Below are 12,437 nucleotides of genomic sequence, written 5' to 3'. Positions count from 1 at the left end.
CAAGTTCAGAATGAATCAATTCGCAAAATCACATTATCTGGAATAAACGAGGCTTTCTCTTTATTCTTATTATTTTCATTCAAAACAAAAATATATCCATTTTTCACTTTGGAAACCATAACGACTTTAAGTTTGGTATTATTGGTTAAATATAGTGTTTTATATTCTGTTGAATCCAAATGTTTTTGGGCATGAACCTGTCCTTGCTTACCAATATGAACAACCCAACCTAGCCATGAAATAAACAGCAATAAGATAAATGAAAAAACTAAATAAGATTTAAAAAAATTGTGACTCCCTTCCCCTAGCCGATTTGAAGATTTTAAATATTGATCATCATCAATTAATTTTTCTTTAACTTTTAAAAAATAATTTTTGAATAGTTTAAGTTCATTTAATTTTAAGATTACAGCATAGAAAATTAAACAAATAAAAAAAAGAAATATTAGAAATGGTGAAATAAATATTAAGAAAAATGGAACTATTTTTTTTGATCCACCAAAAAAATTCCATAGGTATATAAAGAAAATATAAGTAAAATCATATACAAAGATTATTGCTTTAGGATATAGAACGAAAGATATAGCGATTGCTAAAGATAGAATAAAAACTGGAAAAACATTTAAATTATCTGAAATTACGACGTATATAAAAAAGTCATAAAAATTTAAATCAAACAGTGATACATCGAAGCCTAACGTATGTGCTAATCCATCAATATACATGAGTCCAGCAAAAGAAATCGAGATCGTAAAAAAAGTCACCACAAAGACTAAACGACTAATTCTATTAAAAAATGATCTATCATCTATTTAGCACTTAAATTAATTCAGAAACATCTCATGACTGTAGATCACTGCACTTCCATTCCAATAAATATAACCTTTGTCGAGCATTTCTTTGAGCAATAATCGCACATCTGACTTTGGAAATAATTGCTCGAGCAAATCGCGCAACTCATAAATATCTTTAGGTTTCTCAGATTTCAATTGATTCAACTTCTGAATCACTTCCATCTGAACAGGATCAATCTGCTCAAAGTTTTTGAATAAATCATCTGGCGTGTTTTGTGCAGCTATATGTGAATCGACATCAGCAAAAATTTGTTCTGAATGGGTATGCAATTTAGCAAGAAGTGAATCGACTTTTGCCAGTTTTAGCTGAGGTTCAAGGGGTTGCTGTACTGCATTTAAATCGAGTTGCACCCATTGTTTAAGAGCTTTTTTACGAAATGAAATTTGATCATCTTGTTTTTTGACCAATTTTAAATTGATCAACATGCCTAAAATATGCTGCGTTTGATCCGCATCAATGTTTAGGATATTCACAATCGAGTTTTTAAGTTTCAAAACTGTATTGGGTTTACCTGACATTTTCGCCAAGGTATCACAATATTTTTTGATCTGTTGTAAATGTGGATTTGCTAAAATCGCATCGATACTTGGCAGCGAGTTCTTGGCTTTGGTGTCGGCTAAATCACGTTTCAACTGTATCAAGTGACCACTCAAACCTGAAGCGAGCATCATGTCCACCAGCATTTGGCTACTGTCCATGACAGAAATAACTTCTACATGTGTCTCTGGCTCAAGCAGTGCCAACAACTGTCCGACCACCACTGCATATTCAAACTCTTTTTCTTTAGCGGCTAAGGTATCTAAAACAATAACTTGACCACTACTGATCCAACTTGCAAGCTCAGTTAAATCAACTAAAGGAAATTCAAAACGACCTTGTCCATTAAAGATATATAATGTTGAAAAGTGTTCAATAATATCTCTAAATAGTTGTGCTGTAGGAAGATTATTTTCCAGATCTAAAAGGACAACTTTGGCATTCATAGTCAGTTTCAAAAACTCGTTAGGTGAAGTGTTTATTACAACGCTGTTATAGATAAAGGTCAAATAAAATACATAGATCTATGCATCTAAAGCTAAGTTTGTATATTAATAATGCGGTGGACGGTCAGCCATCGGATCAAATGTTGCAATTCCATCATCTGAACTGGTTGCTTCCATACGTTGATACAAAATTTTCATTTGCTTCTTTAAGTCAGTAATTTCACGGTCTTGAATGGCAATTTGGGTATTCAATTGATCAACTAATTCATCTAAAAATGCAATTCGGACTTGCAAATCTTCTATGGGTGCGGAAAATGACGCCTGTTCATTCATATTTATTTGTTTAGTCATTTTAAGTCCTCATTTAGGATTTCAGGAAACAGTATGGCCTATATTACGTTAAGGGATGTCCAACTTGCTTTTGGCGGACCCTCCCTGCTCGACGGCGCAAACTTTAATTTAGAGCGCGGCGAACGAGTTTGTTTGATTGGTCGTAACGGTGAAGGTAAGTCTACTTTACTCAAGCTGATTGAGGGAAGCTTACTGCCAGATCGTGGTGAAGTTTCTTTACAAAATGGCATTACCATTTCAATGCTTGCTCAAGATGTACCCATGGACTCAGGTAGAGTCGCTGATATCGTTGCTGACGGTGCAGGAGAAGCCGCGACTGTGCTTCGAGCTTACCATGAAGCCAGTGATGCATGTGTACTTGGTGACATGGACGCTTGCGACCGTATGGGCGAGCTACAGCACAAGCTTGACCAAGTGGATGGTTGGGCACTCGAAACCAAAGTAAACTCAATTCTCAGCAAAATGGGCCTCGACCCAGAAGCAGACCTTGCTGATCTTTCAGGAGGTCGTAAACGTCGTGTACTACTTGCACGTGCGTTATTAACACAACCCGATGTGTTACTTCTTGACGAACCAACCAACCACTTGGACGTTGAAAGTATTGAATGGTTAGAAAAATTCTTACTTGATCAAAACAATTTAACGCTATTGTTTATCTCGCATGACCGTTCATTCGTCGACAGCATTGCCACGCGTATTGTTGAACTCGATCGAGGCACTTTGCGCAGCTACGAAGGTAACTACTCACGTTACTTAGAACTCAAAGCGATGCAAATGGAAGCTGAAGAAAAGCAAAATGCACTTTTCGACAAAAAATTAGCTGAAGAAGAGGTTTGGATTCGCCAAGGGATTAAAGCCCGTCGTACCCGTAACGAAGGCCGTGTTCGTGAATTAAAAGCGCTACGTGAAGAATCTAAAGCGCGTCGTTCACAACAAGGTAAAGTGAACATGGCAACTCAAGATGCCAACCGCTCAGGTAAACTTGTATTTGATATAGAAAATCTAAGTGTGTCTTTTGGCAACAATGCGCCAATCATCAAAGATTTCTCTGCGTTGGTGCTACGTGGCGACCGTATTGGCCTAGTCGGCGACAATGGTGTAGGTAAAACGACACTCATCAAAGCCATCTTGGGTGAACTTGAACATACGGGTTCTGTGAAAACAGGCACACAGTTAGAAGTCGCTTACTTTGACCAATTACGTAATGCACTTGATCTGGAAAAAACGGTTAAAGATAACGTTTCTGAAGGTTCAGATTTTGTCGATGTAAATGGTGGCCGTCGTCATATTTACAGCTACTTACAAGACTTTTTGTTCTCTCCTGAACGCGCACGCACCCCCGTAAAAGCTTTGTCTGGTGGTGAACGCAACCGTATTCTTCTCGCTAAACTATTACTTAAACCATCAAACTTAATTGTTATGGATGAGCCAACCAACGATTTGGATATGGTGACTCTAGAGCTTTTGGAAGAAATGCTTGGCGGGTACAAAGGCACACTGTTATTGATCTCGCATGACCGTGCATTTATGGACAATGTCGTGACGTCAACTTGGGTTTTCGATGGTAAAGGCCATATCGATGAATACATTGGTGGTTATCAGGATTATTTAGAGCAACGTCCTGATCAAACTGCAGTCGATCAAAAAAGTGATGTAAAAAAAGCATTAGCCAAAGCAGAAGCAACTGCTGCCGCTGCGATACCTAAGAAAGTAAAACTTAGCTATAAAGATCAACGTGCTTTAGAGCAATTACCTGTTGAAATGGAAGCTTTGGAAAAAGAACAAGCGGACATTAATGCGAAACTTGCTGATGGCACTTTGTTTGTATCAAACAATGATCAAGCGATGAAACTGTCTGCACGCTTATCAGAAATTGATGAGCAATTGCTTGAAAAATTAGAGCAATGGGAACAACTTGAAGAAATGAGCAAAGGTTAATTCCTTGGTCATTTTGATAGCTTAGTTTCAACTGCTTTAAATTAAAAAACTCCGTCTTCATGACGGAGTTTTTTATATTGATTCAACCTTTATTTTTCAGTGGGCATTTATTTTAATCATCAAAATAATCATATTCGAATTTCATATCAAAGCTTGTTCATTTTATCACTATGCCCAAATCACCAGAATGGCGGCAAGAACAACAAGAGCCAAACCAACATGTTCATTTCGTGCTAATTTTTCTTTAAAAAAATATGCCGAAATAAGTAAACTAAATAAAATTTCAATTTGACCTAAGGTTTTTACCACGCCGACGCTCATCATACTCATGGCCGTAAACCAGCCTAAAGATGCTAAAAAACTGCAGGTACTCACCCGGAATGTCAGTCCAACTCGCTCGTACATCGCCCAGAGTGTTTGTCGGCTAAATATGCCCAAATAGCTCAGCATAATGCAGCATTGAAAACCAATCACCAAAAGCAAGACCCAAGCTGCGCGGTGCATTTGAGGTAACATCGCTAATTCTAAGCTGGCCTCACGTACAAGTAAGGAGGTAATGGCAAAAGCCAAACCGCTACCAATCCCAATCAATAGGGTTTTTGCAGAAAAACCACTGAATTGATGACCTTTCGTAAGCAAGAAAATTGCTAAAGCACCGATCAAAACACCAAACCAAGCCCAAATCGATAAATACTCTGCAAGAAATACGACGCCGATCACAGCAGCAAGAATCGCTTCACTTTTGGCTAGTCCAACACCAATGGCATAATTCTTTTGTTTAAAAAGTTGCACCATTAAAGCCGTTGCTAAAATTTGGCTTAAACCCGCAATGACAATATAAATCCAAAATTTGAGTGTGAACGTTACCGCTGCTGTAATAGGAGAGAAATGATATAGGGCAGACAAATAAAGAATCGCAAAAGGAAATCCAAAAATGAATCTCGCCAGAGTCACTCCCCAAACATCAACAGTACTACTGAGTTGTTTTTGAAAGGCATTCCGCCAAGCTTGCATAAATGCAGCCATAAGCGTGAATAAAATCCAACTGAAAGCCATACTTCAACTCTAAATCTTGAGAATGGTACAAATCTTATGCTTTTGAATGATGGATGACTAATTAAAAATAGGATGTTAGTTAATAGCGGAAAGTTTAGATTGATCTTTCATCTTCGGTTGCAATCTTTTCTCTACGGCATATTGATCGAAAAAATAGAATGAGGATTAAAAAGACTAAAATGCCGAAAAATCTATCTTTGCTAAACAACGCATCTAAATACCTCTCCACTTGATCCGAAATCAATTCATAAGTTTCATGTCTAAAATTAATGATTGTCCAGAAGACTTTCAATCAAATAAGCAAGTAAACAAGCAGATATTCTGTGACCAGATCGAAATTGTTAATTTATACAGTAATAAAGCTTCATGTTAAACTTCACTTAGTCACTAAAATGTTGTTCTAAACCGTTATGAGTAAAGCGTCGAATCACGAACCCAGTAAATTCCAATGGTCATTCTTACTGCCTAAATATTGGGGTATTTGGATTGGAATTCTCTTTTTAATGATTTTGGCTATTCTTCCATGGGCAATTCAACATCGTTTGGCTTTTTTACTGGGAAATATTGCCTTCAGATCCCTGAAATCTCGTCGTGAAACCACCATTCGTAATTTAGAAATCTGTTTCCCAGAGTGGATGCCAGAGTTGGTTTACGAAAATACTCGCCAAGTCTTTATTGACCAAATGGTCGGTGTTTTTGAAACATTAAATGCTTGGTATTGTCCACAATGGTTTAAAGGTCGTATTTCAATTGAAGGTTTAGAACATATTCAAAAAGCCCAAGCTGAAGGTAAAGGGGCGCTGCTACTCGGTACACATTCCACTTTATTAGATGCTGGTGGTTATATCTGTTCACAATATTTTGATCCCGACGTCGTTTATCGTCCACAAAATAATCCACTACTCGACATGCTGATCTACCGTTGTCGTGCAACTATTTATACCCATCAGATTGACCATGATGATATGCGTGGTTTAAGTCGTCAGCTCAAAAATGGACGAATGATTTGGTATAGTCCAGATCAAGATTTTGGTTTAAAGCAAGGGGTTATGGCACCATTCTTTGGTATACCTGCTGCGACCGTAACGGCACACCGCCGTTTAATGAAAATCACTAAAGCGGAAGCAATACCACTCTATTTTTATCGAACTGGGAATATTGCGAATCCACAATATCGTATTTTAATTGAACCAGCTCTAGACAATATGCCGAGTGATGATGAAGTGGCTGATGCAACTCGTACTAATCTCATCATTGAAGAACAATTACGTTTAGCACCCACACAATATATGTGGTTCCATCGTCGCTTTAAAACTCGTCCAGAGGGTTATGATAAAATTTACTAGACGCTCATTAGTTTAAGTATTGATTAGATTGTATATGGCTTAGATAGGCATTATTTATGGCCATTTAGGCTTCATATTGACTGATGAAACATAAACTTAAATTATGAAAGATCACCAACGTAAATTATTAAAGATCACCGTTATATGTAGCAATTTTTATCTCGCACGATAGCGCCTAATGTCTGAGTAAATTGCCTTAAAATAAGAGTAAATTAGCTACTTAAGATTTGGATTTAAAGGCCCGACTCTTTGATTTAAAGATCCAGCACAAATCTATAAAGTGAATAAGGGCAAAAATTGAATATCCATAAAAACTCAACCCGAGTTCTACATCCTGTAAAACTCGGGCTTATGAGGTTGTGCTTTTCAAAAAAATATTTTTATTTTGTAGTGGCTTTCCTTTCCTGCACCATATCCATAGTGACTTTCCATCGGCTTCGTCTTCCGTATTGGGATTATTCCATTCCCACTCCCTGTGCCGATGAAATAATCATAGAATGATTCTATACATTCGTATACTCGCAAGTAGAGTCAATCCGTGTAAGAAAAAGCTTACAAAAGGATAAATTTACACAATCTTCGTTCCATCCTTATAGCCTTGTGCAATTTCATCTGTCACTTTTTTCTCTTCACGTTCTGCCTTTTGAATCCCGTCCTGAATGGCTTCGTGCGCTTCTTTTTCATCCTCTGCTGTTTGCTCTAACTCTTGTTGAACTTGTTCAAACTCTCGTCCAGTTTGTAGTACAACATAAACGGGGAAATGATCTGAGCCCATATGTTCTAAGCGCTTCATTTCAACCAATGCAAAATCCGTACTATGAAAAACATGGTCTAATGACCAACGTAACAATGGATAGTCAGCATGAAAAGTATTGACGTAATGACGACCAACCCGCGGATCTAGTAATCCACTGATACGCTGAAATAACCGCGTTGTTCTTGACCATGCCACATCATTTAAATCCCCCATCACGATGCAACTTTCGTCCAGATCCTGAATCTGATCACCTACGATCAGGAGTTCTGCATCACGCAATGTTGAATCTTTCGCCTCAGTTGGACTCGGTGGCTTAGGATGTAAACAATAAAGCTGTACGGTCTGACCTGAACGTAATTTCACTGTGGTATGAATCGAAGGAATTTCATTACTTAAAATAAATTTCACTTCAGTATCCGCCAGCTCTAACTTACTGTAGAGATGCATTCCATATAAGTTATCCAATGGAACAGGTACACGATATGGATAATCTGCTTCGATTACGGAGAGTTCATTTTGCCAGGTTTGATCTGTTTCTAGCGTCAAGACGATATCTGGCTGATATTCTTGAATCAGCTTGATTAAACGGTGATATTCGGTATTGGGTGTGAGTACATTGGATACAATTAAAGAAAACTGCTTTTCAATATCCAATTGATCGGGTTGGACTTGCTTGACCTGCTTTTTCCATATCATGGTGTATGGCAACACCATTTTGAGTTGATAAGCCATTGCCGCAATTAAACCCACGAAAATGAGCTGACGCCACAAGTCCCACTCGCTATTCCAAAAGAGTAATAACAAGAAAGTTATAAAGCCGACCGCTAAAATTTGCAGTCTTGGAAAATCAGCGCCCCGGAACCACCATTCATCTCGTGGTATCAATGACCAAAATGTCAACCATATGACAATCACTGCCATTATCTCAATCCAAATCATCATCACTCTCTTATGTTCTCTCTTATATTCTGTATTTTTTGTTAATTCACTAATGAATATCAATTTTCCATGTAACATAAACAAGATATATTGCACAACAATATTGCTGTTTTCTTTCTGTAGCGCTTGCAGTTATACGCTCTTTTGATACACTCAAGCCCCCTTTTTATTTTTTTACGCACCGAGGCAAAATGACATGAAAGTAGGTCTGGTCGGTTGGCGCGGGATGGTTGGTTCCGTCTTGATGCAACGTATGGTTGAAGAGAATGATTTTGCTCACTTTGAGCCATTCTACTTCTCTACCAGTAATGCAGGTGGTGAAGCGCCTGTGTTTGGCGGTAAAACTGCTCCAGCACTTATGGATGCTACGGACATTAACAGTCTAAAGCAGATGGACGTCATTATTACCTGTCAAGGTGGTGATTACACCTCAGACGTTTTCCCGAAGCTGAAAGCTGAAGATTGGAAAGGTTACTGGATTGATGCTGCATCTACATTACGTATGGATGATGAAGCAATCATTGTACTTGATCCTGTAAACATGAACGTCATCAAAGAAGGTTTAGTCAAAGGCACTAAAACTTTTGTTGGCGGAAACTGTACAGTTTCACTGATGTTGATGGGTTTAGGCGGTCTATTCCAAAATAATTTAGTGGAATGGGCAACGTCAATGACGTATCAAGCAGCTTCTGGTGCTGGCGCTCAAAATATGCGTGAACTCATCAGCGGTATGGGTTATTTATATAACAATACCAAAGATTTACTAGATGATCCGCGCTCGCCAATTTTAGATATTGACTCTAAAATCGCTCAACTACAACGTGGTGAAGGCTTCCCATCGAGTAACTTCGGTGTTCCTTTGGCAGGTTCATTAATTCCTTATATTGATAAGCAATTGGAAAGCGGTCAATCTAAAGAAGAGTGGAAAGGTCAGGTAGAGACCAATAAGATCTTAGGTAATCAACAGATTGTTCCAATTGATGGTCACTGTGTCCGTATTGGCGCAATGCGTTGTCATTCCCAAGCTTTAACTTTAAAGCTGAAGAAAGATGTGCCATTAGATGAAATCGAAGATATGTTACGTAGCGCAAATCAATGGGCGAAAGTCGTTCCAAATACGCGTGAAGCATCGATGACAGATCTTACTCCTGTCGCTGTAACTGGCACATTAAGCGTTCCTGTAGGTCGCTTACGTAAACTGAATATGGGTAAAGAATACCTAGGTGCGTTTACTGTAGGTGATCAATTGTTATGGGGCGCTGCTGAGCCTTTACGTCGTATGTTACGTATTCTTATCGACTATAAAAATGCATAAACCAAACGCTTTATTTTAAAGTTAAGAAAAGGCCGATTTTTATGAATCGGCCTTTTTATTTCAATTTTCATCCAATGTTTTGTTCGTGACTTAATTTTGTTTTTGGTTTTGGCTTTGGCTTTGGCTGAGATCTTAGTTTTTTGTTTAGCTCTTACTTCAGTTTTTGCGTTTTCTAGACCACCATTTTCAACATTAACAAACTTTTCAGTCAGAATGATTCTTGACGACCTTAAAATTGCTCAGAAATAGTTAGATGTGGTAATGAAAATTATGAACTGCTCACTACTACCTGACTTTACTACCTAACTTTCCGTCATATGTAGCATTTCTTTTTTAATAGATGTTCTCTATACATTGTGCAATAAAGCGGTCATTACTCAGAATTTTAATATTACTAATGACACCTTAAGATGAAACAGATAAAGTCAGCATGTATAAGACCATTGAAATAAAATTTTCTCAATCCACAATAAAGGAATAAATTTCATTGATTTCAATGAAGGGGTAAAAATATGCTATACGTCATTCCTTTTGTTATTTTACTGATTATTGCCTTGCTTTTAAAAAAGCGAGAAAATGCAAAAGATTCAAATAACACCATAAATAACAAAAAAAAATCGAAGGCTCAGCTTCATCATAAAAATTTAACGCGTAGTGAAAAAGCCTCAAGACGTGTTGAAGAAAAGCCCATCATCGTTGAGAATAAAACAAAAAAATCGGGTGCCACATTAAATGATGACGACAAAGCTGAAATCCAACAATTAATTCAAACCAGACGTTTTTTATCTGCTGAAGCCAAAATCAATCAGGCATTAAATCAAGACAGTAGCCAGCATGATTTGTATTTATTTTTGTTCGATATTCATCTTGAACAAAGTGATGAATTAGCCACCAAGCAATTACTCAATCATCTACGCTTATTGGGTTTACATGACGTTATAGACCAAGCCAATCAAAAACTAGAAAATGCACCTTGGCTAAAGACATCACCATCTACTCCGTCAATAACTCAGAATGTGATCAACCCAAGTCAGGCTGATATTGAATTTAATCACTTGATTGAGCCTAAAGAAACAACAACTTTTCCACAAGCGGCTCAAAATAACGCAGCATTTAATGAAATTTTATCTGCATTTGAATTCGAAAAAAAATCACCACAATCAGATATAGAACCTCTTGAGTTCACCTTATCAGATCTCACTCATGATCTGAGTGAGCCTCGTCTTAATCAGGACCACAGAGACAACAAAGCTCTCGATCAATCAAATACACAAAGCCGAACATGGCAAACTGATGATATTAAGCCTTTAGAGTTCAGCTCTGATTTTCCGGCTCAAACTCATGAAAAAAAAACGGACTTCGCTTCATCTGAAAGTCTCGTTTCAAATGAACTCAACTTTGAAAAATTTGAATTTGAAAAAATTGAAGTTGAAAAAGTAAATATTGAAAATACAAACAAAAATACAAACACTGAACTGCAAGATCAATCTCAATTAAACCTTCCTCAATCAAATTTTGAGTTGAATTCGCAAACGAATCAAGATTATAAATTCCAGCTTGATACCCCGATTGCGACCACACCTGAAGATTTAGTTTTTGAAGAAGAACTTCAACGTTCAATCCAGCAAACAGCAAGTCAAAAGATTGATCAAGATTCATCTGAACATATTCAAGATCCACTTGCACAAGCCTTTCCACAACTTTTGAGCACCAATGAAATTCAATTGAATTTTGAACTTGCGCAACAGTACATTCAATTGGGTGCCTACGATGCAGCCAAGCGCTTGATCAATGAAAAAGCCGATCAATATTCAGCAGAACAACGTCATATTTCGGAAAAACTACTGAATCAAATAGCGTCTTAAGTATTTTCGCCTTAACATGAAGCAGTCATCATTGGCTGCTTTTTTATTATGAAAAAAATCGCATTAATTTATATGGGTGGAACATTCGGTTGTATTGGTCAACCTTTAAGCCCAATGCCTGAATCAGAATTTCTTCCTATTTTAGAAAAGATATTTGCCAGGAATGTTGGCATTGATTGCTTTGCAGCAGCCAGTGTAAAAGACAGTAGTGCGTTCACTGCTCAAGATTGGTTTCTACTGATTCGGCAAATTCAAGATTTACAATTATTACATTATCAAAATTTTATTATTATTCATGGGACCGACACACTCAGTTATGCTGCGGCAACATTAGCCCATTTTTTACAACAATCTTCACGGGTCATTGTGACAGGAAGTCAATATCCGCTCTTAAATGTGTCAGGCCAAGATATCCGCGATTTTACAGATGCTTTAGACAATCTTAATACCGCGATTGACCATATCCAAAAAGTTCCAATGGGTGTTTATGTTGCTTTTCACCATCAAATCTTTCACGCAAGTACCGTATTAAAAATACACAGTACGGCATTGGATGCGTTTCAAGGCATACCATCTACACAAGAAATTCAATCAAAATCTAAAAGCGCTGAGCAATTTATCGTTCAAGTTGAGCATCTCACTCAAATTAACGCCTTAAATATAATTAATCTCACCCTACAACCGATAGAGCTTCAGCAATTGAGTAAAACGCTCTCTATTCTTAAGCAACAACTGCCAACTGTCCTTATTCTACAAGCCTACGGTACAGGAAATATGGCTACAAATAGAGAGATCATCAATCATTGCATTGAGATTCAGCAATTTGGCTGCCCTATTATTTTAGATACTCAAGTGGCCTTTGGCGGTTTAGATCAACGCTACGCTGTGAGTAAATGGCTTAATGAGGCAAAAATATTAATCAATGACACACACAGTCATGCTGATCTTTATGCCAAAATTTTAAAAATGTATTTACAATACCCCTCCACGAATCAATGGCATGAGCATTGGTACGATTGATCACAATAGAGG

Annotated in this window: 10 protein-coding genes; 5 read left to right on the top strand and 5 right to left on the bottom strand. The window is 37.5% G+C overall.

The annotated features are described in order from the left end of the window. Positions 1–5: 5 nt before the first annotated feature. The 3 genes from V5M36_RS02335 to V5M36_RS02325 form a co-directional block, all read right to left on the bottom strand. Positions 6–725, bottom strand: coding sequence for a hypothetical protein (locus tag V5M36_RS02335; RefSeq protein ID WP_338561629.1), 720 nt, complete (start codon positions 723–725; stop codon positions 6–8). Positions 726–824: 99 nt separating this feature from the next. After that, on the bottom strand, positions 825–1,838 hold the full coding sequence (locus V5M36_RS02330; RefSeq protein WP_338561627.1) for a hypothetical protein: 1,014 nt from the start codon (positions 1,836–1,838) through the stop codon (positions 825–827). Positions 1,839–1,943: 105 nt separating this feature from the next. Continuing rightward, positions 1,944–2,189 carry a SlyX family protein gene (locus V5M36_RS02325; RefSeq protein ID WP_338561624.1) on the bottom strand — a complete coding sequence of 82 codons (246 nt, stop codon included), beginning with the start codon at positions 2,187–2,189 and terminating at the stop codon, positions 1,944–1,946. 33 nt (positions 2,190–2,222) lie between these two features. Between V5M36_RS02325 and V5M36_RS02320 the strand changes: the two genes are divergently transcribed. Further along, on the top strand, positions 2,223–4,127 hold the full coding sequence (locus tag V5M36_RS02320; RefSeq protein ID WP_338561622.1) for an ATP-binding cassette domain-containing protein: 1,905 nt from the start codon (positions 2,223–2,225) through the stop codon (positions 4,125–4,127). 168 nt (positions 4,128–4,295) lie between these two features. Here V5M36_RS02320 and V5M36_RS02315 read toward each other — a convergent pair whose 3' ends face one another. After that, positions 4,296–5,183 carry a DMT family transporter gene (locus V5M36_RS02315; RefSeq protein ID WP_338561619.1) on the bottom strand — a complete coding sequence of 296 codons (888 nt, stop codon included), beginning with the start codon at positions 5,181–5,183 and terminating at the stop codon, positions 4,296–4,298. 410 nt (positions 5,184–5,593) lie between these two features. Here V5M36_RS02315 and V5M36_RS02310 point away from each other — a divergent pair, with 410 nt between their 5' ends. Then, on the top strand, positions 5,594–6,529 hold the full coding sequence (locus V5M36_RS02310) for an LpxL/LpxP family acyltransferase (RefSeq protein WP_338561617.1): 936 nt from the start codon (positions 5,594–5,596) through the stop codon (positions 6,527–6,529). A 568-nt stretch (positions 6,530–7,097) separates the two neighbouring features. Here V5M36_RS02310 and V5M36_RS02305 read toward each other — a convergent pair. Further along, positions 7,098–8,225 carry an endonuclease/exonuclease/phosphatase family protein gene (locus V5M36_RS02305; RefSeq protein WP_338561614.1) on the bottom strand — a complete coding sequence of 376 codons (1,128 nt, stop codon included), beginning with the start codon at positions 8,223–8,225 and terminating at the stop codon, positions 7,098–7,100. A 196-nt stretch (positions 8,226–8,421) separates the two neighbouring features. Between V5M36_RS02305 and asd the strand changes: the two genes are divergently transcribed. From asd to V5M36_RS02290, 3 genes are all read left to right on the top strand, one after another. Then, the gene (gene asd / locus V5M36_RS02300; RefSeq protein ID WP_338561612.1) at positions 8,422–9,540 is read left to right on the top strand and encodes an aspartate-semialdehyde dehydrogenase; all 1,119 of its coding nucleotides are present in this window, start codon (positions 8,422–8,424) and stop codon (positions 9,538–9,540) included. Between the two features lie 512 nt (positions 9,541–10,052). Further along, positions 10,053–11,405, top strand: a complete 1,353-nt coding sequence (locus tag V5M36_RS02295) for a hypothetical protein (protein ID WP_338561609.1) — start codon at positions 10,053–10,055, stop codon at positions 11,403–11,405. 48 nt (positions 11,406–11,453) lie between these two features. Beyond that, on the top strand, positions 11,454–12,425 hold the full coding sequence (locus V5M36_RS02290) for an asparaginase domain-containing protein (RefSeq protein WP_338561607.1): 972 nt from the start codon (positions 11,454–11,456) through the stop codon (positions 12,423–12,425). The last annotated feature ends 12 nt before the right edge of the window (positions 12,426–12,437 follow it).

Source organism: Acinetobacter sp. KS-LM10 (assembly GCF_036896575.1).
In the GTDB taxonomy this organism is placed as follows: Bacteria; Pseudomonadota; Gammaproteobacteria; order Pseudomonadales; family Moraxellaceae; genus Acinetobacter; species Acinetobacter avistercoris.
Note: the sequence above shows the minus strand (reverse complement) of the source record. Positions and strands in the feature narration are given on the sequence as shown.

Coding starts and splice junctions, on each gene's coding strand:
- V5M36_RS02335 (WP_338561629.1), bottom strand. CDS start 725: ATGTATATTGATGGATTAGCACATACGTTAGGCTTCGATGTATCACTG.
- V5M36_RS02330 (WP_338561627.1), bottom strand. CDS start 1,838: ATGAATGCCAAAGTTGTCCTTTTAGATCTGGAAAATAATCTTCCTACA.
- V5M36_RS02325 (WP_338561624.1), bottom strand. CDS start 2,189: ATGACTAAACAAATAAATATGAATGAACAGGCGTCATTTTCCGCACCC.
- V5M36_RS02320 (WP_338561622.1), top strand. CDS start 2,223: ATGGCCTATATTACGTTAAGGGATGTCCAACTTGCTTTTGGCGGACCC.
- V5M36_RS02315 (WP_338561619.1), bottom strand. CDS start 5,183: ATGGCTTTCAGTTGGATTTTATTCACGCTTATGGCTGCATTTATGCAA.
- V5M36_RS02310 (WP_338561617.1), top strand. CDS start 5,594: ATGAGTAAAGCGTCGAATCACGAACCCAGTAAATTCCAATGGTCATTC.
- V5M36_RS02305 (WP_338561614.1), bottom strand. CDS start 8,225: ATGATTTGGATTGAGATAATGGCAGTGATTGTCATATGGTTGACATTT.
- asd (WP_338561612.1), top strand. CDS start 8,422: ATGAAAGTAGGTCTGGTCGGTTGGCGCGGGATGGTTGGTTCCGTCTTG.
- V5M36_RS02295 (WP_338561609.1), top strand. CDS start 10,053: ATGCTATACGTCATTCCTTTTGTTATTTTACTGATTATTGCCTTGCTT.
- V5M36_RS02290 (WP_338561607.1), top strand. CDS start 11,454: ATGAAAAAAATCGCATTAATTTATATGGGTGGAACATTCGGTTGTATT.